The sequence below is a fragment of the Escherichia sp. MOD1-EC6475 genome (assembly GCF_003046645.1).
Classification (GTDB): Bacteria; Pseudomonadota; Gammaproteobacteria; order Enterobacterales; family Enterobacteriaceae; genus Escherichia; species Escherichia ruysiae.
In genome coordinates this window covers 60,377-85,816 of the sequence record NZ_PZKQ01000022.1, presented here as the reverse complement: position 1 = coordinate 85,816, position 25,440 = coordinate 60,377, and the positions used below count along the sequence as shown (strand labels likewise).

Genomic DNA, 25,440 nt, shown 5'->3' with positions numbered 1-25,440 from the left:
ATCTTTCAGCAAGGAGCTGTGAAAATGTCTCAAAATAAGGCTTTCAGCACGCCATTTATCCTGGCTGTTCTTTGTATTTACTTCAGTTATTTCCTGCACGGCATTAGTGTTATTACACTTGCACAGAACATGTCATCTCTGGCAGAAAAATTTTCGACTGACAACGCGGGTATTGCTTATTTAATTTCCGGTATTGGCCTGGGTCGCCTGATCAGTATTTTATTCTTCGGTGTGATCTCCGACAAATTTGGTCGGCGAGCGGTAATATTAATGGCAGTCGCCATGTATCTGTTGTTCTTCTTTGGTATTCCCGCTTGCCCGAATTTAACTCTCGCTTACTGTCTGGCAGTGTGCGTAGGTATCGCTAACTCGGCGCTGGATACCGGTGGTTACCCGGCGTTAATGGAATGCTTTCCGAAAGCCTCCGGGTCGGCGGTAATACTGGTTAAAGCAATGGTGTCATTCGGGCAAATGTTCTATCCAATGCTGGTGAGTTATATGCTGCTGAATAACATCTGGTACGGCTATGGGCTGATTATTCCGGGCATCCTGTTTGTACTGATCACGCTAATGCTGTTGAAAAGCAAATTCCCCAGCCAATTGGTGGACGCCAGCGTTGCTAATGAATTACCGCAGATGAACAGTAAACCGTTAGTCTGGCTGGAAGGTGTTTCATCGGTACTGTTCGGTGTCGCCGCATTCTCGACCTTTTATGTGATTGTGGTGTGGATGCCCAAATATGCAATGGCATTTGCTGGAATGTCGGAAGCCGAAGCATTAAAAACCATCTCTTATTACAGTATGGGTTCGCTGGTCTGCGTCTTTATTTTTGCCGCGCTACTGAAAAAAATAGTACGCCCCATCTGGGCTAACGTATTTAACTCTGCACTGGCAACGGTAACTGCCGCCATTATCTATCTCTACCCTTCTCCGCTAGTGTGTAATGCCGGAGCCTTTGTTATCGGTTTCTCAGCGGCTGGCGGCATTTTACAACTCGGCGTTTCGGTCATGTCGGAGTTTTTCCCCAAAAGCAAAGCCAAAGTCACCAGTATTTATATGATGATGGGAGGTCTGGCTAACTTTATTATCCCACTGATTACCGGTTATCTGTCAAATATCGGCCTGCAATATATCATCGTTCTCGATTTTACTTTCGCGCTGCTGGCTCTGATTACCGCGATTATTGTTTTCATTCGCTATTACCGCGTATTCATTATTCCCAAAAATGATATCCGGTTAGGTGAGCGTTATTTTAAACACAATTAAGCACAGAGGTTAAAGGAGTTAATTATGGATGTTACTGCTAAATACGAATTAATTGGGCTGATGGCCTATCCTATCCGCCACAGTTTATCGCCTGAAATGCAAAATAAAGCCTTAGAAAAAGCAGGATTACCATTTACCTATATGGCCTTTGAGGTGGATAACGATAGCTTTGCCGGAGCAATTGAAGGATTAAAAGCCTTAAAAATGCGCGGCACTGGTGTGTCGATGCCGAACAAACAACTGGCGTGTGAATATGTTGATGAATTAACGCCTGCGGCGAAACTGGTGGGTGCCATCAATACCATCGTAAATGATAACGGCTACCTGCGCGGCTATAACACCGACGGCACAGGCCATATTCGCGCCATTAAAGAGAGCGGTTTTGATATCAAAGGCAAAACGATGGTGCTGTTAGGTGCCGGTGGCGCCTCAACGGCAATTGGCGCGCAGGGGGCGATTGAAGGGTTAAAAGAAATTAAACTCTTTAACCGTCGGGATGAGTTTTTTGATAAAGCCCTCGCCTTCGCGCAACGGGTCAACGAAAACACCGATTGCGTCGTCACAGTTACGGATCTCGCCGATCAGCAGGCCTTTGCCGAGGCGCTGGCTTCTGCTGACATTTTAACCAACGGCACCAAAGTGGGTATGAAACCCCTTGAGAATGAATCATTAGTTAATGATATCAGCTTGTTACATCCAGGACTTCTGGTCACTGAATGCGTATATAACCCGCATATGACGAAGTTATTGCAGCAGGCGCAACAAGCGGGTTGCAAAACGATTGATGGATACGGCATGTTGTTGTGGCAAGGGGCTGAACAGTTCACGTTATGGACTGGCATAGATTTCCCTCTGGAATATGTTAAACAGGTCATGGGGTTCGGCGCCTGACAGGCTGACCGCGTGCAGAAAGGGTAAGAAATGAAAACCGTAACTGTAAAAGATCTCGTCATTGGCACGGGCGCACCAAAAATCATCGTCTCGCTGATGGCGAAAGATATCGCCAGCGTGAAGTCTGAAGCTCTCGTCTATCGTGAAGCAGACTTTGATATTCTGGAGTGGCGCGTGGACCACTTTGCCGACCTCTCCTGCGTAGAGTCGGTCATGGCAGCGGCAAAAGCTATCCGCGAGGTAATGCCAGAAAAACCACTGCTGTTTACCTTCCGCAGTGCCAAAGAAGGCGGCGAGCAGGCGATTTCCACCGAGGCTTATATTGCACTCAATCGCGCAGCCATCGACAGCGGTCTGGTCGATATGATCGATCTGGAGTTATTTACCGGCGATGATCAGGTTAAAGAAACCGTCGCCTACGCCCATGCGCATGATGTGAAAGTTGTCATGTCCAACCATGACTTTCATAAAACACCGGAGGCCGAAGAAATCATCGCCCGTCTGCGCAAAATGCAGTCCTTCGATGCCGATATTCCCAAAATTGCGCTGATGCCGCAAAGCACCAGCGATGTGCTGACGTTACTTGCCGCGACTCTGGAGATGCAGGAACAGTATGCCGATCGTCCAATCATTACCATGTCGATGGCAAAAACTGGCGTAATTTCCCGTCTGGCGGGTGAAGTTTTCGGTTCGGCGGCAACCTTTGGCGCAGTAAAAAAAGCCTCTGCCCCTGGGCAAATATCAGTGAATGATTTGCGCACAGTATTAACTATTTTGCATCAGGCATAATCAATAACATTCCGGCGGGAACACCCTCACCCGCCGAAATAAAAACAAGTATTTTAAGAGTATTTAATAAAATATTCCGTGAGTATCTGCGCGCTATTCTTCTGGCTGGCGCAGGGAAATTCACACCTGAATCAGGAAAAAAATAATGAAACCTGTAAAACCACCTCGTATTAATGGACGAGTGCCGGTCCTGTCGGCACAGGAAGCAGTGAATTATATTCCCGACGAAGCAACGCTTTGTGTATTAGGCGCTGGCGGCGGTATTCTGGAAGCCACCACATTAATTACTGCTCTTGCTGATAAATATAAACAGACTCAAACGCCACGTAATTTATCAATTATTAGCCCTACAGGGCTTGGCGATCGCGCCGACCGTGGTATTAGTCCGCTGGCGCAAGAAGGTCTGGTGAAATGGGCATTATGCGGACACTGGGGACAATCGCCGCGCATTTCTGACCTTGCAGAACAAAATAAAATTATTGCTTATAACTATCCACAAGGCGTACTTACACAAACCTTACGTGCTGCTGCTGCCCACCAGCCTGGTATTATTAGTGATATTGGTATCGGTACGTTCGTTGACCCTCGCCAACAAGGCGGCAAACTGAATGAAGTAACCAAAGAAGACCTGATTAAACTGGTCGAGTTTGATAATAAAGAATATCTCTATTACAAAGCGATTGCGCCGGATATCGCCTTTATTCGCGCCACCACCTGCGACAGCGAAGGCTATGCCACCTTTGAAGATGAAGTGATGTATCTCGACGCGCTGGTCATTGCTCAGGCGGTGCACAATAACGGCGGTATCGTAATGATGCAGGTGCAGAAAATGGTTAAGAAAGCCACGCTGCATCCGAAGGCGGTGCGTATTCCGGGCTACCTGGTAGATATTGTCGTTGTCGATCCGGATCAAACCCAGTTGTATGGCGGCGCACCAGTTAACCGTTTTATTTCTGGTGACTTCACCCTCGATGACAGCGCCAAACTTAGCCTGCCCCTAAACCAACGTAAATTAGTTGCGCGGCGCGCATTATTTGAAATGCGCAAAGGTGCGGTGGGAAATGTCGGTGTCGGCATTGCCGATGGCATTGGCCTGGTCGCCCGGGAAGAAGGATGTGCTGATGACTTTATTCTGACTGTGGAAACGGGGCCAATTGGCGGTATTACCTCGCAAGGTATCGCCTTTGGCGCAAATGTTAATACCCGCGCCATTCTGGATATGACGTCCCAGTTCGATTTTTACCACGGCGGTGGTCTGGATGTTTGTTATTTGAGTTTTGCCGAAGTCGACCAGCACGGTAACGTCGGCGTACATAAATTCAATGGCAAAATCATGGGCACTGGCGGATTTATTGATATCAGCGCCACCTCGAAGAAAATTATTTTCTGTGGCACGTTAACCGCAGGAAGTTTAAAAACAGAAATTTCCGACGGTAAATTAAATATCGTTCAGGAAGGACGGGTGAAGAAATTTATCCGTGAACTACCGGAAATCACGTTTAGTGGAAAAATTGCTCTCGAACGGGGACTTGATGTTCGTTATATCACTGAACGCGCCGTATTCACGCTGAAAGAAGATGGTCTGCATTTAATCGAAATCGCTCCCGGTGTCGATTTACAAAAAGATATTCTCGACAAAATGGATTTCACCCCGGTTATTTCGCCAGAACTCAAACTAATGGACGAAAGATTATTTATCGATGCGGCGATGGGTTTTGTCCTGCCTGAAGCGGCTCATTAACAGGAGTATAACGATGGATTTTTCTTTAACTGAAGAACAAGAACTGCTGTTGGCCAGTATTCGCGAGTTGATTACGACTAACTTCCCGGAAGAGTATTTCCGCACCTGTGATCAAAACGGTACATACCCGCGCGAGTTTATGCGGGCGCTGGCGGATAACGGTATTTCCATGCTTGGCGTGCCGGAAGAATTTGGCGGTATCCCTGCGGATTACGTCACCCAAATGCTGGCGCTGATGGAAGTGTCAAAATGCGGTGCTCCAGCGTTTTTGATTACCAACGGTCAGTGTATTCACAGTATGCGCCGCTTCGGTTCTGCAGAGCAGCTACGTAAAACGGCAGAAAGCACCCTGGAAACGGGTGATCCCGCCTATGCCCTGGCATTGACGGAACCGGGCGCTGGCTCAGACAACAACAGCGCCACCACCACTTACACGCGTAAAAATGGCAAGGTTTATATCAACGGACAGAAAACCTTTATTACCGGCGCGAAAGAGTATCCGTACATGCTGGTGCTGGCGCGCGATCCACAACCGAAAGATCCGAAAAAAGCCTTCACCCTGTGGTGGGTCGACTCCGGTAAGCCTGGTATTAAGATCAACCCACTGCATAAAATCGGCTGGCATATGCTCAGCACCTGCGAAGTTTATCTCGACAACGTAGAGGTTGAAGAGAGCGACATGGTGGGCGAAGAAGGAATGGGCTTCCTCAATGTGATGTACAACTTTGAGATGGAGCGCCTGATCAACGCCGCGCGCAGCACCGGCTTTGCCGAATGCGCCTTTGAAGATGCCGCCCGCTATGCCAACCAACGTATCGCTTTTGGTAAACCCATTGGTCATAACCAGATGATCCAGGAAAAACTGGCGCTGATGGCGATTAAGATCGACAACATGCGCAACATGGTGCTGAAAGTGGCATGGCAAGCTGACCAGCATCAGTCACTGCGCACCAGCGCGGCGCTGGCAAAACTGTACTGCGCACGTACCGCGATGGAAGTTATTGATGATGCGATTCAAATCATGGGCGGTCTGGGCTATACCGATGAAGCGCGCGTTTCCCGCTTCTGGCGTGATGTCCGCTGTGAACGTATCGGCGGCGGTACAGACGAAATTATGATTTACGTGGCAGGTCGGCAGATCCTGAAAGATTATCAGAACAAATAATCTGCAGGCGGCGCAGCTTCTTGCAAAAGTGCGCCGCCAGATTTATCCGGCAAGACTTACGGGTTGAGGAAATTCAGAAAAGGTCTCTTGTTCCGCAAAACAGTTTTTAAATTGCCTGCGGTAATCACTGGGCGAACAGCCGACATGGCGCAAAAACAGTTTGGCGAAGTGATCGACATTTTCATAACCCACACGCCAGGAGATCTCTGCCTGTGATAAATCAGTATTAGTCAGCAGCCATTTTGCTTCCGTCATACGCCGTTGAATAACATAATTAATAGGGGAAATTCGATATTCTTTAGTAAATTCATGACAAATATAGCTGACGCTGGCACGAAACTTTTTCGATAACTGTTCCAGGGTGATTTTTTCGCGATAGTTATTATTCAGGTAGAAGAGAATATCTTTTATCAGAACATCTTTTTTAATATACCCCTGCTCCGAACGATATGCATTTTTAAAATTTTCGTAGTAAAGAATTGCTAATGTATAGGCAAATGCGTCCCATAACGAAGATATCTGACTATTTTTACTTTGCGGCAAAATCACGCTTAACTCATTAAATAAGGTTTTAATGACCTCTTTTCCCTGCCCTGCGGCAATTACCGGACATGAATGCGGTTGCAGAAGCTGGTTTTCCTCTGCCCCCTGAAACTGAAAACCGTACAGCGCACAGGTACAGGTCGTTGCTGGATCGTTGACATCAGAAGCCACCGCATGAAGTCTGCCGCGTTCTATCACCACAATGTCATCGGCATGGGCTACATATAACGAGGAGTCAATGGTAAACCTTGCCACCCCTTTCTTGACATAAATCAGCTCAGTTTCATTGTCATGAACATGATGTCCAGACTCCCATTTGGGATCATCGCTAAATGCAAAACGTGAAAGCCGTGGCGTTTTTCCAGAGACAAACAGCGTTTCGCTGGCATTATCAAAACAGCGTTGATACATGACAACCTCCCTATCCATGAGCAAGCAAAAGCAATATATGCCGGATAAAATACGGCGTGTATTGCGGTTATACAACCGCGTTTAGCGAGAGCTAAACAAGATTATTTAAACCGAATGCAAGATTGTACGGTCATGGCATAACAATATTGCCGCTAACTGCACTTTTGTTTTAGCGATCGCATTTTTTTTGCAAGATTGTTGGCAAGGAAAACAGCTTGCTCCGTCGAAAACCCCGCACCGCTATCGCACACTATTTTCAGGCCATTTTTACCTTCCATCGGAGATGGTTCCGTATGCGACCCACAGGAGAAATCATGAAAATAATAACCTGCTTTAAGCTGGTGCCTGAAGAACAGGACATTGTTGTCACTCCCGAATACACCCTTAATTTCGACAATGCCGACGCCAAAATCAGCCAGTTCGATCTCAATGCCATTGAAGCTGCAAGCCAGCTCGCGACAGACGATGATGAGATAGCCGCACTGACGGTTGGCGGTTCGTTATTGCAGAACTCGAAGGTGCGCAAAGACGTGTTATCACGCGGGCCACACAGCCTGTATATGGTGCAGGATGCCCAACTTGTACACGCGCTGCCCGTCGATACCGCAAAGGCGCTGGCAACCGCAGCAGAAAAAATCGGCTTTGATTTACTGCTCTTTGGTGAAGGTTCCGGCGATCTCTATGCCCAGCAGGTCGGTCTGCTGGTAGGGGAAATCTTGCAACTTCCGGTGATTAATGCAGTGAGTGCCATTGCGCGTCAGGGCGATACACTGGTGGTTGAACGCACTGTCGAAGAGGAAGTTGAAGTTATTGAACTCTCGCTTCCCGCCGTACTTTGCGTCACGTCTGATATCAACGCTCCACGTATCCCCTCCATGAAAGCCATTCTCGGTGCGGGCAAAAAACCGGTGAACCAGTGGCAGGCAAGTGATATCGGCTGGAGCCAGAGCGCGCCACTTGCTGAACTGACCGGCATTCGCGTACCGCCGCAAACAGAACGTAAACACATCATTCTTGATAACGATTCGCCGGAAGCAATTGCCAAGCTGGCGGAACACCTGAAGAAAGCCCTGAACTAAAGCCAACGGAGAAGAAACGATGAGTCAATTAAACAGCGTCTGGGTCTTTAGCGATAACCCTGATCGTTATGCTGAACTGTTTGGCGGTGCGCAGCAATGGGGGCAACAGGTGTATGCCATTGTGCAAAATGCCGACCAGGCGCAGGCGGTTATGCCTTATGGCCCAAAATGTATTTATGTTCTTGAGCAAAACGCTGCGCTGCAACGCACTGAAAATTACGCTGAAAGCATTGCTGCCCTGCTTAAAGATAAACACCCCGCTATGTTGCTAATGGCCGCGACAAAACGCGGAAAAGCTCTGGCAGCACGGTTAAGTGTGCAACTGAATGCGGCGCTGGTGAACGATGCCACGGCGGTGGATATTGTCGATGGTCACATTTGCGCCGAACACCGTATGTATGGCGGGCTAGCGTTCGCTCAGGAAAAGATCACCAGCCCGCTGGCGATAATTACCCTTGCGCCCGGTGTTCAGGAACCGTGCACGAGCAATGCTTCTCATCAATGCCCGATTGAAACGGTGCCTTACGTTGCCCCGCGTCATGAAATTCTCTGTCGCGAACGCCGCGCTAAAGCGGCAAGCAGTGTGGATCTGAGTAAAGCGAAACGCGTGGTCGGCGTCGGGCGTGGTCTGGCGGCTCAGGATGATCTGAAAATGGTTCACGAACTGGCGGCGGCGCTGAATGCTGAAGTCGGCTGCTCACGCCCGATTGCCGAAGGCGAGAACTGGATGGAACGTGAACGTTATATCGGCGTCTCCGGCGTGTTGCTGAAATCCGATCTCTACCTGACGCTGGGGATTTCCGGGCAGATCCAGCATATGGTCGGCGGCAACGGCGCAAAAGTGATTGTCGCCATCAATAAAGATAAAAACGCGCCAATCTTTAACTATGCCGACTACGGTCTGGTGGGCGATATCTACAACGTCGTCCCTGCCCTGATTAGCCATTTGAATCGCTAATTCCTTTTCAACCACATATCCCGCTGTTAACGCAACGGGAAGGGAGCATAACGCATGTCGGATGACAAATTTGATGCCATTGTGGTCGGTGCGGGTGTTGCCGGTAGCGTCGCCGCACTGGTGATGGCGCGAGCCGGACTGGATGTCCTGGTGATAGAACGCGGTGACAGTGCCGGATGCAAAAATATGACTGGCGGGCGTCTTTATGCCCACACGCTTGAGGCTATTATTCCCGGCTTTGCTGCATCTGCACCGGTTGAACGCAAGGTCACACGCGAGAAAATCTCCTTCTTAACCGAAGAGAGCGCCGTGACCCTCGATTTTCACCGTGAGCAACCGGATGCCCCGCAGCAAGCGTCTTATACCGTATTGCGCAACCGCCTCGATCCGTGGCTGATGGAACAAGCAGAACAGGCGGGTGCGCAGTTTATCCCGGGCGTTCGCGTCGATGCGCTGGTTCGCGAAGGAAACAAGGTCACTGGCGTCCAGGCCGGGGATGATATTCTCGAAGCGAATGTGGTGATTCTGGCTGATGGCGTTAACTCAATTCTTGGTCGTTCGCTGGGAATGGTTCCCGCCTCCGATCCGCATCATTACGCTGTTGGTGTTAAAGAGGTCATTGGCCTCACGCCAGAACAAATCAACGATCGCTTTAACGTTACCGACAATGAAGGCGCCGCCTGGCTGTTTGCCGGTTCTCCTTCTGACGGATTAATGGGCGGCGGATTCCTTTATACCAATCACGACTCCGTATCGTTGGGTCTGGTCTGCGGATTGGGTGATATCGCCCATGCGCAAAAAAGCGTGCCGCAAATGCTGGAAGATTTTAAACAGCACCCCGCCATACGCCCGCTAATTAGCGGTGGCAAACTGCTTGAATATTCCGCGCATATGGTGCCGGAAGGTGGTCTGGCGATGGTGCCGCAACTGGTTAACGATGGTGTGATGATCGTCGGTGACGCCGCCGGTTTCTGCCTCAATCTGGGCTTTACGGTTCGCGGAATGGATTTAGCCATCGCGTCGGCACAGGCTGCAGCCACAACGGTGATTGCCGCCAAAGAACGCGCGGATTTCTCCACCAGCAGTCTGGCGCAATACAAACGTGAGCTGGAACAGAGTTGCGTCATGCGCGATATGCAGCACTTTCGCAAAATCCCGGCGCTGATGGAAAACCCGCGCCTGTTTAGCCAATACCCGCGCATGGTCGCCGACATCATGAACGATATGTTCACCATCGACGGCAAACCTAACCAGCCGGTGCGCAAGATGATCATGGGACATGCGAAGAAAATCGGGCTGATCAACTTGCTCAAAGATGGCATTAAGGGAGCAACCGCGCTATGAGCCAGAATGCTACGGTTAATGTTGAGATCAAATTAGGCGTCAATAAATTCCATGTTGATGAAGGACATCCGCACATCATTCTGGCGGCAAACCCTGATATCAATGAATTTCGTAAATTAATGAAAGCCTGCCCGGCAGGACTTTATAAACAGGATGAAGCGGGAAATATTCATTTTGATTCTGCCGGTTGTCTCGAATGCGGAACCTGTCGGGTGCTTTGCGGCAACACTATCCTCGAACAATGGCAATACCCTGCTGGCACTTTCGGTATTGATTTCCGCTACGGTTAATCACGCATCCCACAGGCCCGCACGTCGGGCCTGACGTTTTGTTTCGAGAGTCCAAAATGAAAGTGACATTAACGTTTAACGCGCAGCGTCGTGCAGCCTACCGGCAGCAAGGGTTATGGGGTGATGCTTCGCTGGCTGACTACTGGCAGCAAACTGTGCGGGCGATGCCTGATAAAATAGCCGTGGTCGATAATCATGGCGCATCGTACACCTATAGCGCGCTCGATCAGGCCGCGAGCTGTCTGGCAAACTGGATGCTGGCGAACGGTATTGAAGCCGGCGATCGCGTCGCATTTCAACTGCCCGGCTGGTGTGAATTTACCGTTATCTATCTCGCCTGCCTGAAAACCGGCGCAGTTTCCGTGCCGTTGTTGCCTTCCTGGCGAGAAGCGGAACTGGTGTGGGTGCTCAATAAGTGCCAGGCCAAAATGTTTTTTGCCCCGACGTTGTTTAAACAAACGCGTCCGGTAGATTTAATCCTGCCGCTGCAAAATCAGCTTCCACATCTGCAACAAATTGTCGGCGTGGACAAACTGGCTCCCGCCACATCGTCTCTCTCGTTAAGCCAGATTATTACCGATAATACCCCGCTGATGACGGCGATATCGGTTCACGGCGATGAATTAGCGGCGGTGCTGTTTACCTCCGGAACTGAAGGTATGCCAAAGGGCGTGATGCTGACACATAATAATATTCTCGCCAGCGAGCGGGCATATTGTGCGCGGCTGAATCTGACCTGGCTGGATGTTTTTATGATGCCGGCACCGCTGGGTCATGCGACAGGTTTTCTGCATGGCGTAACGGCGCCGTTTTTGGTAGGCGCACGGAGCGTCTTGTTAGATATTTTCACCCCTGAAACCTGTCTCTCGTTGCTTGAGCAACAACGTTGCACCTGTATGCTCGGCGCAACGCCGTTTGTCTATGACCTTTTGAATTTACTGGAAAAACAGCCCGCAGATCTTTCTGCGCTGCGTTTCTTTCTTTGCGGTGGCACCACGATCCCCAAAAAAGTGGCGCGAGAATGCCAACAACGCGGCATTAAATTGTTAAGTGTTTATGGCTCCACAGAAAGCTCGCCGCACGCGGTGGTCAATCTCGACGATCCGTTGTCGCGCTTTATGCATACCGATGGTTACGCTGCCGCTGGCGTGGAAATCAAAGTCGTCGATGACGCACGCAAGACCTTACCGGCCGGTTGTGAAGGTGAAGAGGCCTCGCGCGGCCCCAATGTGTTTATGGGTTATTTTGATGAACCTGAATTAACCGCCCGTGCGCTGGATGATGAAGGCTGGTATTACAGTGGCGATCTCTGTTGTATGGATGAGGCGGGTTATATAAAAATAACCGGACGCAAGAAAGATATTATTGTCCGTGGCGGAGAAAATATTAGCAGCCGTGAAGTGGAGGATATATTGTTGCAGCATCCCAAAATTCATGATGCCTGCGTAGTTGCGATGCCCGATGAACGCTTAGGCGAACGCTCGTGTGCTTATATTGTATTAAAATCGCCACATCATTCATTATCGCTGGAAGATGTGGTGGCATTTTTTAATCGTAAACGGGTAGCGAAATATAAATACCCTGAACATATTGTGATAACTGAAAAGTTACCCCGCACTGCATCCGGTAAAATACAAAAAATTTTGCTCAGAAAAGATATTATTCAGCGATTAACCGAGGGTTATTGCGGAATTACTGAATAAGACCCGTTTCCGCAAATAGCTAACCCCGGCGACATATTGTCGCCGGGGTTATATTTTATTTCTTCAGTTCAGCCAGACTTAACCAGGTTTGCACTACGGTGTCCGGGTTCAGAGACAGGCTGTCGATCCCCTCTTCCATCAACCATGCGGCAAAGTCTTCGTGGTCAGACGGCCCCTGACCGCAAATCCCGACGTATTTGCCCTGTTTCTTCGCGGCACGGATCGCCATCGACAACAGTGCTTTCACGGCATCGTTGCGCTCATCAAACAGTTCAGACACCACGCCGGAGTCACGATCCAGGCCAAGAGCCAGCTGCGTCATGTCGTTTGAGCCGATAGAGAAGCCGTCGAAATATTCGAGGAACTGTTCTGCCAGCAAGGCGTTGGACGGAATTTCACACATCATGATGATCTTCAGCCCGTTCTCACCACGTTTCAGCCCCTGACGCGCCAGTTCTTCAACCACCGCTTTCGCCTGGTCAACGGTACGCACGAACGGGATCATGATCTCAACGTTGGTTAACCCCATGTCGTTGCGCACACGTTTCACCGCTTCACACTCCAGCGCGAAGCAGTCGCGGAAGCTATCAGAAACGTAGCGACCGGCGCCACGGAAGCCCAGCATCGGGTTCTCTTCATGCGGCTCGTAACGCTCGCCACCGACCAGGTTTGCATATTCGTTGGATTTAAAATCAGAGAGACGGACAATGACGCGCTTCGGATAAAACGCAGCGCCCAGCGTCGCGATCCCTTCAGTCAGACGACCAACGTAAAATTCACGCGGGGAATCAAAGCCTTTCATCATCTCGCGGATTTCGTTTTGCAACTGCGGTTCCTGGTCGTCAAACTCAAGCAGTGCGCGCGGGTGAACGCCAATCATGCGGTTGATGATAAATTCCAGGCGCGCCAGACCTACGCCTTCATTTGGCAGGCAGGCAAAGTCAAACGCACGATCCGGGTTACCGACGTTCATCATCACTTTCAGCGGCAGATCCGGCATGGTTTCCACGCTGGAGCTTTTCACGCTAAATTCCAGCAACTCGGCATACACGTAACCGGTGTCGCCTTCAGCACAGGAAACGGTGACCTTCTCACCGTCTTTCATCCGTTCGGTCGCATCGCCACAGCCCACTACCGCCGGAATACCCAGTTCACGGGCGATGATCGCCGCGTGACAGGTACGTCCGCCACGGTTGGTGACAATGGCAGAGGCTTTCTTCATGATCGGTTCCCAGTCCGGGTCGGTCATGTCAGTGACCAGCACGTCGCCAGGTTCGATGCGGTTCATTTCGCTGATGTCATGAATGACTTTCACCGGCCCCGCGCCAATGCGATGACCGATAGCACGGCCTTCGGCGATAATCTTGCCCTGTGAATGCAGCGTATAACGTTCCATGACCTGACCGCGTGAACGCACGGTTTCCGGACGTGCCTGCACAATAAACAGTTTGCCGGTGTGACCGTCTTTTGCCCACTCAATGTCCATCGGACGACCGTAGTGTTTCTCAATTTGTACGGCCTGTTTTGCCAGTTCCTGCACTTCTTCGTTGGTCAGCGAGAAGATGTCACGTTGTACCTGTGGTACGTCTTCAATTTTAACCTGCTTGCCGTGCTCCTGAGTCGGCGCGTAGACCATGCGGATTTTTTTCGACCCCATGGTACGGCGCACGATAGCCGGGCGATTCGCCGCCAGCGTCGGTTTATGCACGTAAAACTCATCCGGGTTAACCGCGCCCTGCACAACCATCTCACCGAGGCCCCATGCGGAAGTGACAAACACCACCTGGTCGAAACCGGATTCGGTATCAATGGAGAACATCACGCCAGAGGACGCGAGGTCGGAACGCACCATCCGCTGAACACCGGCTGAGAGCGCCACGCCACGGTGATCATACCCCTGGTGAACGCGATAAGAGATGGCGCGATCGTTAAACAGGGAAGCAAAGACATGCTTCACTGCCACCAGTACGGCGTCAAAACCCTGAACGTTGAGGAAGGTCTCCTGCTGACCGGCGAAGGAGGCGTCCGGCATGTCTTCTGCGGTGGCGGAGGAACGCACCGCAAAAGAGGCGTTTTCGTCATCGGCGGAAAGCTGTGCATAGGCTTCGCGGATGGCGTTTTCCAGCTCAGGCTGGAAGGGAGTGTCGATAATCCACTGGCGGATTTGCGCGCCTGCTTTTGCAAGCTGAGTAACATCGTCAATATCCGTTTTATCCAGCAGTTCATAAATGCGCTGGTTTACGCCGCTTTGATCCAGAAACTGGTTAAACGCATCGGCGGTGGTGGCGAAACCATTCGGAACGGAAACGCCCATTCCGGAAAGGTTAGTAATCATTTCACCCAGGGAGGCATTTTTGCCCCCAACCCTGTCTACATCATTCATGCCGAGTTGGTTATACCAAAGCACCAGCGGTGACGAGCCATTGTTGGACATCGAACAATCCTTTTGTGATAAATGAACGGTTTGAGAAACACATTTCTGCGCATTTATCTTTGCATATTTAACCGGATGAAAAAAACGGTGAATCGTTCAAGCAAATATATTTTTTTACTTTTTAAGACTGATCCCAGCGTTGCGCAAATCTGTTATCTTCGATAATTCCCACATAAACCATCGGTATAAACGAAACCGGAAAATGAAATGCCGTTTTCATAAAAAATAAAATTGAAGGTTCATTTTATAAACCAGGCATAACGTTCTACGCTTCTGTACATTTTTAATTTATGCTTTCATAGAATTATGTCTGCATCACGGGAAGAACAAAATGGATAATGCTGTTGATCGCCACGTTTTTTATATTTCTGATGGTACGGCAATAACTGCGGAGGTATTAGGACACGCAGTGATGTCGCAATTTCCCGTTACTATCAGCAGCATTACGCTGCCGTTTGTCGAAAATGAGAGCCGGGCGCGGGCGGTGAAAGACCAAATAGACGCGATTTATCAGCAAACAGGTGTGCGCCCGCTGGTCTTCTACTCCATCGTGTTACCGGAAATTCGCGCCATCATCTTGCAAAGTGAAGGTTTTTGCCAGGATATTGTTCAGGCGCTGGTTGCCCCGCTACAACAAGAGATGAAACTGGATCCAACGCCGATTGCTCATCGTACCCATGGCCTTAACCCTAATAATCTCAATAAATATGATGCGCGCATTGCGGCGATTGATTACACCCTCGCCCACGATGACGGCATTTCGTTACGCAATCTGGACCAGGCTCAGGTGATCCTGCTCGGCGTTTCTCGTTGCGGTAAAACTCCCACCAGTCTGTATCTGGCGATGCAGTTTGGTATCCGCGCGGCAAACTACCCCTTTATTGCCGATGACATGGATAATCTGGTGCTTCCCGCGTCCCTTAAACCGCTACAGCATAAACTGTTCGGGCTAACCATCGACCCTGAGCGTCTGGCGGCTATTCGCGAAGAGCGTCGGGAAAACAGTCGCTATGCCTCGCTTCGTCAGTGTCGGATGGAAGTCGCGGAAGTAGAAGCGTTGTACCGTAAAAATCAGATCCCGTGGATCAACAGTACCAATTATTCGGTAGAAGAGATTGCCACCAAGATCCTCGATATCATGGGTCTTAGCCGGAGAATGTACTAGAAAACTAGTATAAGAGTTCGCTTTTTTGTTATTATGCCGTCAATTGAGCGAGGCGTAACCTGCCTCGCACTTGAAATCAGCAGGGATTGGTTTATCGTGATGCGCATCACTTCCCGGTAGTCCTGCCGTTGAAGCAACAAATTTCTGAGACTTGTAATGAACAGAACTGACGAACTCCGTACTGCGCGTATCGAGAGTCTGGTAACGCCCGCCGAACTCGCGCTACGGTATCCCGTAACGCCTGGCGTCGCCAGCCATGTCACCGATTCCCGCCGCAGAATTGAAAAAATACTGAATGGTGAAGACAAGCGACTGTTGGTCATTATTGGCCCCTGCTCGATCCACGATCTCACCGCTGCAATGGAGTACGCCACCCGTCTGCAGGCGCTGCGCAACCAGTACCAGTCACGGCTGGAAATCGTAATGCGCACCTATTTTGAAAAACCACGAACCGTTGTCGGCTGGAAAGGATTAATTTCCGATCCGGATTTAAACGGCAGCTATCGGGTAAATCACGGCCTCGAACTGGCGCGTAAGTTACTGTTGCAGGTAAATGAGCTGGGCGTTCCCACCGCGACCGAGTTTCTCGATATGGTGACCGGTCAGTTTATTGCTGACTTAATTAGCTGGGGCGCGATTGGCGCACGCACTACCGAAAGCCAGATCCACCGCGAAATGGCTTCCGCGCTCTCATGCCCGGTAGGCTTTAAAAATGGTACTGATGGCAACACGCGTATTGCCGTGGACGCGATTCGCGCGGCGCGCGCCAGCCATATGTTCCTCTCACCAGACAAAAACGGTCAGATGACCATCTATCAGACCAGCGGCAACCCGTATGGTCACATTATTATGCGCGGCGGCAAAAAGCCGAATTACCATGCCGATGATATCGCCGCCGCCTGCGATACGCTGCACGAGTTTGATTTACCTGAACATCTGGTAGTGGATTTCAGCCACGGCAATTGCCAGAAGCAGCATCGTCGCCAGTTAGAGGTTTGTGAGGATATTTGCCAGCAAATCCGCAATGGCTCTACCGCGATTGCCGGAATTATGGCGGAAAGTTTCCTGCGCGAAGGAACGCAAAAAATCGTCGGTGGTCAGCCGCTCACTTACGGTCAGTCAATTACCGATCCGTGTTTAGGCTGGGAAGATACCGAACACCTGGTCGAAAAACTCGCCTCTGCGGTGGATACCCGCTTCTGAATACATGCCCGTTCCGTCTGGAATGGGCATTTCTGCTCAATAGCTTGTCTTATCAATGAATTATTACTTGCCCTGGCGCAAGATTGTATTGATAATAAGAATCATTGTTATATCAATTATTATTAGTTTTTATGAGCTATACGGATAGCAGCAGACTCACGCCTAAAACGGATGCAAGTCAGAAGGCCTCTTCCCCGCAGCCTGTTCGACGCATTGCCAGCCAGACACTGTTAGGTCCGGATGGCAAACTGATCATTGATCATGACGGACAAGAATATCTGCTCCGTAAAACCCAGGCTGGCAAACTGCTACTGACAAAGTAGCGTTTAACTTGAGCAGCTGACTTCCAGCCGTTTGCCCCAGTCCGGTGGACGGCTGACATAATCATCATCTCTGTCGCTGAAAGGATTTCGCAACGCCTCATGCAGGCGGTGTAATTCCGTCATATCGCCCTTTTCTGCCGCTTCAATCGCCCGTTGCGCCAACCAGTTGCGCAATACCAGAGCTGGGTTAACGCTTTGCATAAGTTGCTGACGTTCGCTGTCGGTGACGTTATCTTGCTGCAAACGCGCCCGATAACGGGCAAACCAGTCATCAAATGCCGCACGATCAATAAACTCATCACGCAGTGGCGATGCCGGACTGCGCTGTTCAACCAGGCTAAGGATGCGAAATGTACAGGTATAGTCGCTGCGCTCTCGCGCCATCAAACTGAATAATTCATTCAGCAGCGCGTTATCTTCTTTTTGTTCCGTCATAAAGCCCAGTTTCTGCCGCATTCGTTGCCCATAATGTGTCAACAAAACCTGTTGATAGCTATCCAGCGCCGCATTGAGCGCATCCACAGCAATAAATGGCGACAATGTCTGTGCCAGACGCTGTAAATTCCACAACGCGACGGCAGGCTGATTATCAAAACTATAACGCCCCTGATGGTCAGAGTGATTACAGATAAAACCAGGCTCGTAATCATCGAGGAAGCCGAACGGCCCATAATCGAGCGTCAGTCCGAGAATCGACATGTTGTCAGTGTTCATAACACCATGAGCAAAACCGACTGTCTGCCAGTGAGCAATTAACGACGCGGTACGTGCGACAACATCGGTAAACCAGAGACGGTATTTATCCTCATCATCCTGAAGATGTGACCAGTAATGACGGATGGCGAAGTCAGCCAACTGGCGAACCTTTTCCGGCTCGCGGCGATAGTAAAAGTGTTCGAAGTGACCAAATCGCAGATGGCTTTGCGCCACGCGCATTAGCATCGCGCCTGATTCTACCGTTTCCCGGTAAACTGGCGTATCGCTGGTAACGATGCTTAAAGCGCGCGTCGTCGGAATACCCAGATAATGCATCGCCTCACTGGCGAGACTTTCACGAATCGTAGAGCGTAATACCGCCCGTCCATCGCCCATTCGCGAATAAGGCGTCAGCCCCGCTCCTTTCAGATGCCAGTCCATTGTTGTGCCATCGGCAAGTTGTTGCTCACCGAGAAGAATGCCACGCCCGTCACCCAACTGGCCCGCCCAGACGCCAAACTGATGACCGCTGTAGACCTGCGCCAGTGGCGACATGCCAGGCAGTAATGTTTCTCCCCCCCAAACGTCAGCACCACGTTCAAACAGTGACGATGGAATACCCAGCGTGTTAGCCAGTTCAGCATTATGCCAAATCAGCCGGGCATTATTTAAAGGCGTGGGGGAAAGTGCTGTATAAGTTGCTGGCAATTCATCGCGCCAGCGGGTAATAAAAGACAGGGTCATAGATCCTCCTGTCTGATAGTGTAGACGGTTACCCTCATCTTAAACACCAGCAAACAAAAGGGTTATCGCTGAACCAGCGTTGTTACCTGACTGACGGGAACAGCAGGCCATAAGCATCCTTGTAGGGCATGAAAACCATACGGTGTGATTCGCGCCAACATTTCTGAGGTATCGATACCTGCCGCAATGATATAGCTGCAACAAGGCGAAATTTGCGTATGAATAGCACGAATAAATGGCGCGAAGGATGTATTAGCTATTTGTTGCTTAACAAAGCCTTTATCCAACATAACTCGAGTGAAAAGACCATCAAATATTGCTTTCATGTTGCTGTTGCCCGCACCTAAATTCCCCAACACCAACGGAGAAATTTGTGATAAGCGCAAGAGATTACAATTGTCTTTTCCTTCATTAAGTTGTGGATAATTTTCATTAATCCGCAATTCAATGAAAGGGAATTTTAATAGTTGGTCTGCGTAATTATTAGCACCTAATAATAATCTTGCTACTTGTGGCGTCAAATTAATCCATGCGAAAAATTTGTGCTGAATAAAAAAATGTTGACATGATTTAAGTAATTCTAGCTGCTCGGCAAATAGCTGCCAATGCTGTTCCTCGGAAAGCTGCGCCATAACCCGCGTCGTCGGGATGCGAACCATACCGTCTTCACTGGAGAAATGGGTTATTAATTCAACCCCAACAAGATTTTGCCGGCTATCTCTTATCGGCAGAAAATAGCAATTAGAATGATAAACATTATCCAGTAAAATCTTCATGGTAATCGCCCTTCTCCAGAAATATTTTTACAAATCCGGCTAAAAAGGATGAGACCATAAAACATAAAAAAAACAGAAAGGATAACTTTCATTTGTTCCTTGTTAACCACTTTTTCATGGGTCCTTTTTTAGATTATTCTAATTATAAACGAATATTCCATTTACGGAATTTTTGTCTGAAAAATACTACGGTATTCAGAAGTAAAAGGACGATGACACATCACCGTCCTTTTCGACATACTAGATTCTTCTCGCTTGCCAGAAATTTTTCTGCCAGTAAACATTATCAAGGGAAGAGCGCATCACCCCTTTGCTGGTAGAGGCGTGAATAAATTGGTTATTGGTATCATAAATACCCACATGTAAACCATTTTGCCCAGAGCCGGTTTTGAAGAAAACCAGATCGCCTGGCAGCAACTCGTCTTTATCAATTTGAGTACCGATAGAGGCCTGTTGCTTTGTTTCACGCGGCAACTGCAAATCGAAACGATCGCGCATCGTTACGACCACAAAGCCTGAGCAGTCAACCCCACGACGACTCATACCACCATAACGATAAGGTGTGCCATGCCAGCTTTGTAGTTGATCGTTCAAACCGGCAATCACGGTAATAGAGTCAGAAAGTCTGGCGTTTGGTGGCGGCGCTTTATGATGGCTACACCCAGCCAGAAACAGTGCTGTGATTAAAATAAGGCAGAAACGCATTCCGTACGAATCCTCTGTTTTTTATTCTTGCATTAATTTAGCGTCGAAATTACCCGATTTTCAAGATGCTATTGTTATCAGGCAGTCGAAATCAGCATTCTGTGACCTTCAATGTCCAGACGGCGGAAATTCATCCCATAGGCCTGCGCCAGATTAGGCGGTGTCAGAACTTCCTCCCGGCGTCCACTGGCCAGCAATTTCCCGCCTTTTAGCAGCCACGCACGATGCGCGTGACGCAATGTGTGATTAAGGTCGTGACTGCTCATCACAATCGCCAGTCCTTGCTGGCACAGCGCGCTCAGAATTTTGTCTAACGCACTTTGTTGGGCAACGTCAAGGCTGTTCATGGGTTCATCGAGAAGCAGCAATTGCCCTACAGGATTGGCTTGCGGCGTGATTTGCAGCACCACCGCAGCAAGACGTACGCGTTGCCATTCACCACCGGAAAGTTGATTGGTGCTACGTCCGAGCTTGTCATCAAGAGCCAGCGCCCCAGCGACATCATTTAGCAGATCGCTACGCGTTTTATCATGCTGATGCAGGGTCAGGTAATGCCAGACCGGCATAGCAAATGGCGGTGTTTGTTGTTGCGAAAGATAGGCGCGATGCAGCGCGAGTTTTGTTGCGGACCATGCTTCCAGTGGTTGCCCCGCGAACTGAATGCTTCCCTTACCGCTGGTCATTCCGGCCATTCGCGCCAGCAAGGTACTCTTACCCGCGCCGTTTGGCCCCACCAGATGCAGGATCTCCCCTGCCCGAACTTCACCCGAAAGCGGCCCCAGGCGGGTTGATTCCGCTACATCCTGCAACTGCATCACAATAGACATTATTTTGCCAACGCCAGTTTAATACTTTCCATTACAATGGGATCTTCCGGCGTCATATCCGGGGAAAAACGCTGGATGACCTTGCCGTCCCTGCCTACCAGGAATTTCTCAAAATTCCATAAAATATCATCAGGATACAGTGGCGCACGCCCCTTACTGGCCATGCGCGCATAGAATCCGCTTTCTTCCGGCGCGACTGCGGTCGGCGCTGCGGCAATCAGTTTTTGATACAGCGGATGGCGACCTTCACCATTGACCTCAATCTTACTGAACATCGGGAACGTTACTCCCCAGGTGGTTGTACAGTAAGTTTTAATCTCTTCATCACTGCCCGGCTCTTGCTCAAGAAACTGGTTGCACGGAAATCCCAGCACGACAAAACCACGATCGGCCCAGGCTTTCTGAATATTCTCCAGCTGCTCATATTGCGGCGTTAAGCCACACTTTGAGGCAACATTGACAATCAACAGTACATTACCGGCATATTTCTCCAGCGTGGTCACTTCACCGTCGATATCCTTCACTACGGTCGTCAGAATGGAATCTTGCATCGTGTCTCCTGGATGTGGTCAGTAAAAATCTTAGCTTTTAATCATAGACCTTCTTTTTACGGCTAACGTCCTGCTTTTAACAATAGCCAGATAAACACCGGTGCGCCCAACGTAGCGGTGACTACACCAATTGGCAGCTCGGCGGAAACCAGTGCCAGACGAGCGACGATATCGGCGAGTAGCAATGCCGTAGCGCCTGCCAGAGCACAGCCAGGAAGTAAAACACGGTGATCGGTTAACCCGCACAGCCGCAGAATATGCGGGATCACCAGACCAATAAATCCAATAGCACCAGCAAGCGCCACACTGACGCCAACCATCCAGCCGGTTGCTGCTACCAGTACATTGCGCCAGAACCAAAGAGGCAGCCCCAGCTGTCGCGCCGAGACCTCGCCAAGAGCTAACATATTCATCGGTCTGGACTGACAGCAAATCCACAACAATACCGGGATCAACGCCACCATCAGCCAGCTTTGCCGCCAGTCAACACCGCCAAAGCCGCCCATCATCCAGTACATTAACTGGCGCAAATCAACCGATGTGGAAAAGTAGATGGCCCACGTCATTAATGCGCTACAGATAATCCCTAATGCAACTCCCGCCAGCAATAATCGGCTGGTCGAAAGATGACGGCGGGCAAAACGCAGGAGAATTAAAGTGATAATGAGTGCACCAGCAATGGCACAAAGCCCCAGCGCCCACTCAGGTAATTGCCCGTGCCCCAGCAATACAGCAGCAATAAGCCCTACACCAGCGCCATTAGAGACGCCGAGTAACCCGGGTTCTGCAAGCGGGTTTTCAAATAACGCCTGCATTACTGCGCCGGATAACGCCAGCGCCGCACCAACCAGCAATACAGCCAGCGTGCGTGGAAGACGTATTTGCCAGACAAAAAGCTCGCCTTGGGGGGTAAACCAGTCAGTTGGTGAGATCCATTGTTCACCAGCACAAAGGCTTAAAAGAAGCGCCAGCAGCATTAATACTGACAGGCTAAATAACCAGCGTACATTTTGTCGCTGTTGTTGGCGGGCAAGTGTCAGCATGGTATCCGTTCAGCTGCAGAGTAATGCTGTTGATTTTACGGTGACTCGCCGGGAGTGAAAAGAAAAAAGGCCGCAGAGCGGCCTTTTTAGTTAGATCAGATTACTCGTCTTTGGGCGAAGCGTTTTCGACACGGCTCTTTAACTTCTGTCCGGGTCTGAAGGTCACCACGCGCCGTGCTGTAATGGGAATATCTTCGCCCGTTTTCGGGTTACGTCCCGGGCGTTGATTCTTATCACGCAGATCGAAGTTACCAAAACCAGAGAGTTTCACCTGTTCGCCGTTTTCCAGAGCGCGACGGATCTCTTCGAAAAACAGTTCAACCAGTTCTTTGGCATCCCGCTTGCTAAGCCCAAGCTTATCAAACAGATATTCTGACATTTCAGCTTTTGTAAGCGCCATAGGTTCAATCCCTCAATGATGCCTGGAATCGCTCTTTTAATGCCTCTACACATTTGGCGACGGTAGCGGCAATCTCCTCTTCTTCAAGTGTACGGCTGGTATCTTGCAGGATCAGGCTAATGGCGAGGCTCTTATACCCCTCCGCAACACCCTTACCACGGTACACGTCAAATAAGTTTACGCCAACTACCTGATTTACGCCAACTTTCTTACATTCGGATAAAATATCCGCAGCAGGAACGTTTTCTGCGACCACAACAGCGATGTCACGACGGTTCGCCGGGAAGCGAGAAATCTCGCGCGCCTGAGGCACCACGCGGTCTGCGAGCTTGTTCCACTCCAGTTCAAACACCAGAGTGCGACCGTTAAGATCCAGTTTACGTTCCAGTTCAGGATGAACAACCCCAACAAAACCAATGCGTTCACCTTTCAGATAAATCGCTGCGGATTGTCCCGGATGCAGTGCCGGATTCGCTTCTGCACGGAACTCAACGTCAGCCAGTTTACCGGTCAGGTCGAGAACGGATTCAAGATCGCCTTTCAAATCATAGAAATCAACGGTCTCTTTTGCCAGGTTCCAGTGTTCTTCGTAGCGGTTACCGCAAATCACACCAGCTAACATCAGATCCTGACGAATGCCCAACGGTGCCTGAGTATCCGGCACGAAACGCAGACCGCTTTCGAAAATACGCACACGGTTTTGCTGACGGTTCTGGTTGTACACCACGGTTGCCAGCAGGCCAGTCCACAGAGAAAGACGCATTGCCGACATTTCAACGGAAATCGGGCTTGGCAGCAGTAAGGCTTCAACGCCCGGATGGATCATCTGTTGAACTTTCGGATCAACGAAGCTGTAAGTGATCACTTCCTGATAGCCTTTGTCGTTGAGCAGCGTTTTCACGCGCTTGAGTGACAGGTCAGCTTCACGATGAGTGCCCATAATCAGGCTCGCCTGTACTGGCTCATCCGGGATGTTGTTGTAGCCGTAAACACGCGCCACTTCTTCGACCAGATCTTCTTCAATCTCCATGTCGAAACGCCAGCTTGGCGCAACAGCCTGCCACTCGTCCTTGCCTTCGGTCACTTCACAGCCGAGACGACGCAGAATGTCAGTCACCTGTTCATCAGCAATATGATGGCCGATCAGGCGATCCAGTTTGCTACGACGAAGAGTGATGGTCGCACGCTTCGGCAGCGTTGCTTCGTTAGTGATATCGATAATCGGGCCAGCTTCACCGCCGCAGATGTCAATCAGCAGACGGGTCGCACGTTCCATCGCTTTGTGCTGCAGTGCCGGATCAACACCACGCTCGTAACGATGAGACGCATCGGTATGCAGACCATGACGACGAGCACGACCGGTGATAGACAGCGGGCTGAAGAAAGCACATTCCAGCAGGACGTTCTGCGTTTCTTCATTTACGCCAGAGTGTTCGCCACCGAAAATGCCGCCCATCGCCAGCGCCTTGTTGTGGTCGGCAATGACCAGGGTGTCAGCATTCAGCTTCGCTTCAGTACCGTCGAGCAGCACCAGCGTTTCACCCTCTTTCGCCATCCGCACTACAATGCCGCCTTCAATACGATCTTTATCGAAAGCGTGCATCGGCTGGCCCAGTTCGAGCAGCACATAGTTGGTCACGTCAACTACCGCATCAATAGAACGAATACCGCAGCGACGCAGTTTTTCTTTCATCCACAGCGGGGTTGGCGCTTTAACATTAATGCCTTTAACCACACGACCAAGATAACGCGGGCAGGCTTCCGGCGCTTCTACTGCAATCGGCAGCGTGTCGTCGATGGTCGCACCAACCGGAACGATTTCCGGTTCAATCAGCGGTAGCTGATTCAGCACAGCCACGTCACGCGCAACACCAATGATGCCTAAGCAGTCGGCACGGTTTGGCGTAACGCTGATTTCGATAGTGTTGTCATCAAGTTTCAGGTATTCGCGGATGTCGGTGCCAATTGGCGCATCCGCTGGCAGTTCGATAATGCCGTTGTGATCGTCAGAAATACCCAGCTCAGAGAAGGAGCACAGCATCCCTTCAGATGGTTCGCCACGCAGTTTCGCCGCTTTAATTTTGAAATCGCCTGGCAGAACAGCACCAATAGTCGCTACCGCCACACGCAGCCCCTGACGGCAGTTTGGCGCACCGCAGACGATATCCAGCAGGCGATCGCCGCCGACATTGACTTTCGTCACACGCAGTTTGTCCGCGTTCGGATGCTGGGCACACTCAACCACTTCACCGACAACCACGCCGTGGAAGCTACCTGCAACGGGTTCTACACCGTCAACTTCCAGACCCGCCATGGTGATTTGATTCGCCAGCGCGTCGCTATCAATCGCTGGGTTCACCCATTCGCGTAACCACAGTTCACTGAATTTCATA

22 protein-coding genes and 1 pseudogene are annotated in these 25,440 nt (G+C 50.2%); 13 read left to right on the top strand and 10 right to left on the bottom strand.

What is annotated here, in order from left to right; translation table 11 throughout:
* Nucleotides 1-24 precede the first annotated feature (24 nt).
* The 5 genes and pseudogenes from A7589_RS06915 (at nucleotide 25) to A7589_RS06895 (ending at nucleotide 5,852) form a co-directional block, all read left to right on the top strand.
* Nucleotides 25-1,279, top strand: a pseudogene (locus A7589_RS06915) (MFS transporter).
* An 11-nt stretch (nucleotides 1,280-1,290) separates the two neighbouring features.
* Nucleotides 1,291-2,157, top strand: a complete 867-nt coding sequence (gene ydiB, locus A7589_RS06910; protein ID WP_000383453.1) for a quinate/shikimate dehydrogenase — start codon at nucleotides 1,291-1,293, stop codon at nucleotides 2,155-2,157.
* Nucleotides 2,158-2,187: 30 nt separating this feature from the next.
* Nucleotides 2,188-2,946 (top strand): type I 3-dehydroquinate dehydratase, encoded by a 759-nt coding sequence (gene aroD, locus A7589_RS06905; RefSeq protein ID WP_000860205.1) that lies wholly within the window; start codon nucleotides 2,188-2,190, stop codon nucleotides 2,944-2,946.
* A gap of 145 nt (nucleotides 2,947-3,091) precedes the next feature.
* Nucleotides 3,092-4,687 (top strand): acyl CoA:acetate/3-ketoacid CoA transferase, encoded by a 1,596-nt coding sequence (locus A7589_RS06900; RefSeq protein ID WP_000805647.1) that lies wholly within the window; start codon nucleotides 3,092-3,094, stop codon nucleotides 4,685-4,687.
* A 13-nt stretch (nucleotides 4,688-4,700) separates the two neighbouring features.
* Nucleotides 4,701-5,852, top strand: a complete 1,152-nt coding sequence (locus A7589_RS06895; protein WP_000347839.1) for an acyl-CoA dehydrogenase — start codon at nucleotides 4,701-4,703, stop codon at nucleotides 5,850-5,852.
* Nucleotides 5,853-5,894: 42 nt separating this feature from the next.
* Here A7589_RS06895 and A7589_RS06890 read toward each other — a convergent pair whose 3' ends face one another.
* Nucleotides 5,895-6,806, bottom strand: coding sequence for an AraC family transcriptional regulator (locus A7589_RS06890; protein WP_000284822.1), 912 nt, complete (start codon nucleotides 6,804-6,806; stop codon nucleotides 5,895-5,897).
* A gap of 314 nt (nucleotides 6,807-7,120) precedes the next feature.
* Between A7589_RS06890 and A7589_RS06880 the strand changes: the two genes are divergently transcribed.
* From A7589_RS06880 to fadK, 5 genes are read left to right on the top strand one after another with little or no spacing between them, the layout of a single operon-like run.
* Complete coding sequence (locus A7589_RS06880; RefSeq protein ID WP_000692166.1) at nucleotides 7,121-7,885, top strand: electron transfer flavoprotein; 765 nt, start codon at nucleotides 7,121-7,123, stop codon at nucleotides 7,883-7,885.
* A 19-nt stretch (nucleotides 7,886-7,904) separates the two neighbouring features.
* A complete protein-coding gene (locus tag A7589_RS06875; protein WP_000080672.1) occupies nucleotides 7,905-8,843 on the top strand; it encodes an electron transfer flavoprotein subunit alpha in 939 nt (312 codons plus the stop codon).
* 54 nt (nucleotides 8,844-8,897) lie between these two features.
* Nucleotides 8,898-10,187 carry an FAD-dependent oxidoreductase gene (locus A7589_RS06870; protein WP_001278487.1) on the top strand — a complete coding sequence of 430 codons (1,290 nt, stop codon included), beginning with the start codon at nucleotides 8,898-8,900 and terminating at the stop codon, nucleotides 10,185-10,187.
* Complete coding sequence (locus A7589_RS06865) at nucleotides 10,184-10,477, top strand: ferredoxin family protein (protein WP_000081088.1); 294 nt, start codon at nucleotides 10,184-10,186, stop codon at nucleotides 10,475-10,477. The genes A7589_RS06870 and A7589_RS06865 overlap by 4 nt, the downstream gene beginning before the upstream one ends.
* Before the next feature lie 56 nt (nucleotides 10,478-10,533).
* Nucleotides 10,534-12,180, top strand: coding sequence for a medium-chain fatty-acid--CoA ligase (gene fadK, locus A7589_RS06860; RefSeq protein ID WP_000869240.1), 1,647 nt, complete (start codon nucleotides 10,534-10,536; stop codon nucleotides 12,178-12,180).
* Between the two features lie 55 nt (nucleotides 12,181-12,235).
* Here the strand turns inward: fadK and ppsA are convergent, their stop codons facing one another.
* Nucleotides 12,236-14,614 carry a phosphoenolpyruvate synthase gene (gene ppsA / locus A7589_RS06855; RefSeq protein ID WP_108188783.1) on the bottom strand — a complete coding sequence of 793 codons (2,379 nt, stop codon included), beginning with the start codon at nucleotides 14,612-14,614 and terminating at the stop codon, nucleotides 12,236-12,238.
* Nucleotides 14,615-14,945: 331 nt separating this feature from the next.
* Between ppsA and ppsR the strand changes: the two genes are divergently transcribed.
* The 3 genes from ppsR to hemP all read left to right on the top strand — a co-directional run bounded on the left by ppsR (nucleotide 14,946) and on the right by hemP (nucleotide 17,305).
* Nucleotides 14,946-15,779, top strand: coding sequence for a posphoenolpyruvate synthetase regulatory kinase/phosphorylase PpsR (gene ppsR / locus A7589_RS06845; RefSeq protein WP_000368056.1), 834 nt, complete (start codon nucleotides 14,946-14,948; stop codon nucleotides 15,777-15,779).
* A gap of 156 nt (nucleotides 15,780-15,935) precedes the next feature.
* Nucleotides 15,936-16,982, top strand: a complete 1,047-nt coding sequence (aroH, locus tag A7589_RS06840; protein WP_001082211.1) for a 3-deoxy-7-phosphoheptulonate synthase AroH — start codon at nucleotides 15,936-15,938, stop codon at nucleotides 16,980-16,982.
* Nucleotides 16,983-17,113: 131 nt separating this feature from the next.
* The gene (hemP, locus tag A7589_RS06835; RefSeq protein WP_010349995.1) at nucleotides 17,114-17,305 is read left to right on the top strand and encodes a hemin uptake protein HemP; all 192 of its coding nucleotides are present in this window, start codon (nucleotides 17,114-17,116) and stop codon (nucleotides 17,303-17,305) included.
* Nucleotides 17,306-17,308: 3 nt separating this feature from the next.
* Here the strand turns inward: hemP and selO are convergent, their stop codons facing one another.
* The 8 genes from selO to pheT all read right to left on the bottom strand — a co-directional run bounded on the left by selO (nucleotide 17,309) and on the right by pheT (nucleotide 25,439).
* The gene (gene selO, locus A7589_RS06830; protein ID WP_000175583.1) at nucleotides 17,309-18,745 is read right to left on the bottom strand and encodes a protein adenylyltransferase SelO; all 1,437 of its coding nucleotides are present in this window, start codon (nucleotides 18,743-18,745) and stop codon (nucleotides 17,309-17,311) included.
* A gap of 62 nt (nucleotides 18,746-18,807) precedes the next feature.
* Nucleotides 18,808-19,521, bottom strand: coding sequence for an EAL domain-containing protein (locus tag A7589_RS06825; RefSeq protein ID WP_024257322.1), 714 nt, complete (start codon nucleotides 19,519-19,521; stop codon nucleotides 18,808-18,810).
* A gap of 240 nt (nucleotides 19,522-19,761) precedes the next feature.
* Complete coding sequence (locus tag A7589_RS06820) at nucleotides 19,762-20,226, bottom strand: C40 family peptidase (RefSeq protein WP_001209771.1); 465 nt, start codon at nucleotides 20,224-20,226, stop codon at nucleotides 19,762-19,764.
* Between the two features lie 77 nt (nucleotides 20,227-20,303).
* Nucleotides 20,304-21,053, bottom strand: coding sequence for a vitamin B12 ABC transporter ATP-binding protein BtuD (gene btuD / locus A7589_RS06815; RefSeq protein ID WP_000029455.1), 750 nt, complete (start codon nucleotides 21,051-21,053; stop codon nucleotides 20,304-20,306).
* The gene (btuE, locus tag A7589_RS06810; RefSeq protein WP_001154179.1) at nucleotides 21,053-21,604 is read right to left on the bottom strand and encodes a bifunctional thioredoxin/glutathione peroxidase; all 552 of its coding nucleotides are present in this window, start codon (nucleotides 21,602-21,604) and stop codon (nucleotides 21,053-21,055) included. The genes btuD and btuE overlap by 1 nt, the downstream gene beginning before the upstream one ends.
* 62 nt (nucleotides 21,605-21,666) lie before the next feature.
* Nucleotides 21,667-22,647 (bottom strand): vitamin B12 ABC transporter permease BtuC, encoded by a 981-nt coding sequence (gene btuC / locus A7589_RS06805; RefSeq protein ID WP_000956542.1) that lies wholly within the window; start codon nucleotides 22,645-22,647, stop codon nucleotides 21,667-21,669.
* A 100-nt stretch (nucleotides 22,648-22,747) separates the two neighbouring features.
* A complete protein-coding gene (gene ihfA, locus A7589_RS06800; protein ID WP_001229265.1) occupies nucleotides 22,748-23,047 on the bottom strand; it encodes an integration host factor subunit alpha in 300 nt (99 codons plus the stop codon).
* Between the two features lie 4 nt (nucleotides 23,048-23,051).
* Nucleotides 23,052-25,439, bottom strand: a complete 2,388-nt coding sequence (pheT, locus tag A7589_RS06795) for a phenylalanine--tRNA ligase subunit beta (RefSeq protein ID WP_105282746.1) — start codon at nucleotides 25,437-25,439, stop codon at nucleotides 23,052-23,054.
* Nucleotide 25,440 lies beyond the last annotated feature (1 nt).

What these genes read in the sequence shown, in the direction of transcription:
- A7589_RS06870 (WP_001278487.1), top strand. Translation starts at nt 8,898, where the DNA reads ATGTCGGATGACAAATTTGATGCCATTGTGGTCGGTGCGGGTGTTGCC.
- A7589_RS06890 (WP_000284822.1), bottom strand. Translation starts at nt 6,806, where the DNA reads ATGTATCAACGCTGTTTTGATAATGCCAGCGAAACGCTGTTTGTCTCT.
- aroH (WP_001082211.1), top strand. Translation starts at nt 15,936, where the DNA reads ATGAACAGAACTGACGAACTCCGTACTGCGCGTATCGAGAGTCTGGTA.
- A7589_RS06900 (WP_000805647.1), top strand. Translation starts at nt 3,092, where the DNA reads ATGAAACCTGTAAAACCACCTCGTATTAATGGACGAGTGCCGGTCCTG.
- A7589_RS06825 (WP_024257322.1), bottom strand. Translation starts at nt 19,521, where the DNA reads ATGAAGATTTTACTGGATAATGTTTATCATTCTAATTGCTATTTTCTG.
- A7589_RS06865 (WP_000081088.1), top strand. Translation starts at nt 10,184, where the DNA reads ATGAGCCAGAATGCTACGGTTAATGTTGAGATCAAATTAGGCGTCAAT.
- ppsR (WP_000368056.1), top strand. Translation starts at nt 14,946, where the DNA reads ATGGATAATGCTGTTGATCGCCACGTTTTTTATATTTCTGATGGTACG.
- A7589_RS06880 (WP_000692166.1), top strand. Translation starts at nt 7,121, where the DNA reads ATGAAAATAATAACCTGCTTTAAGCTGGTGCCTGAAGAACAGGACATT.
- hemP (WP_010349995.1), top strand. Translation starts at nt 17,114, where the DNA reads ATGAGCTATACGGATAGCAGCAGACTCACGCCTAAAACGGATGCAAGT.
- aroD (WP_000860205.1), top strand. Translation starts at nt 2,188, where the DNA reads ATGAAAACCGTAACTGTAAAAGATCTCGTCATTGGCACGGGCGCACCA.
- pheT (WP_105282746.1), bottom strand. Translation starts at nt 25,439, where the DNA reads ATGAAATTCAGTGAACTGTGGTTACGCGAATGGGTGAACCCAGCGATT.
- ihfA (WP_001229265.1), bottom strand. Translation starts at nt 23,047, where the DNA reads ATGGCGCTTACAAAAGCTGAAATGTCAGAATATCTGTTTGATAAGCTT.
- ydiB (WP_000383453.1), top strand. Translation starts at nt 1,291, where the DNA reads ATGGATGTTACTGCTAAATACGAATTAATTGGGCTGATGGCCTATCCT.
- ppsA (WP_108188783.1), bottom strand. Translation starts at nt 14,614, where the DNA reads ATGTCCAACAATGGCTCGTCACCGCTGGTGCTTTGGTATAACCAACTC.
- A7589_RS06820 (WP_001209771.1), bottom strand. Translation starts at nt 20,226, where the DNA reads ATGCGTTTCTGCCTTATTTTAATCACAGCACTGTTTCTGGCTGGGTGT.
- selO (WP_000175583.1), bottom strand. Translation starts at nt 18,745, where the DNA reads ATGACCCTGTCTTTTATTACCCGCTGGCGCGATGAATTGCCAGCAACT.
- btuC (WP_000956542.1), bottom strand. Translation starts at nt 22,647, where the DNA reads ATGCTGACACTTGCCCGCCAACAACAGCGACAAAATGTACGCTGGTTA.
- fadK (WP_000869240.1), top strand. Translation starts at nt 10,534, where the DNA reads ATGAAAGTGACATTAACGTTTAACGCGCAGCGTCGTGCAGCCTACCGG.
- A7589_RS06875 (WP_000080672.1), top strand. Translation starts at nt 7,905, where the DNA reads ATGAGTCAATTAAACAGCGTCTGGGTCTTTAGCGATAACCCTGATCGT.
- A7589_RS06895 (WP_000347839.1), top strand. Translation starts at nt 4,701, where the DNA reads ATGGATTTTTCTTTAACTGAAGAACAAGAACTGCTGTTGGCCAGTATT.
- btuD (WP_000029455.1), bottom strand. Translation starts at nt 21,053, where the DNA reads ATGTCTATTGTGATGCAGTTGCAGGATGTAGCGGAATCAACCCGCCTG.
- btuE (WP_001154179.1), bottom strand. Translation starts at nt 21,604, where the DNA reads ATGCAAGATTCCATTCTGACGACCGTAGTGAAGGATATCGACGGTGAA.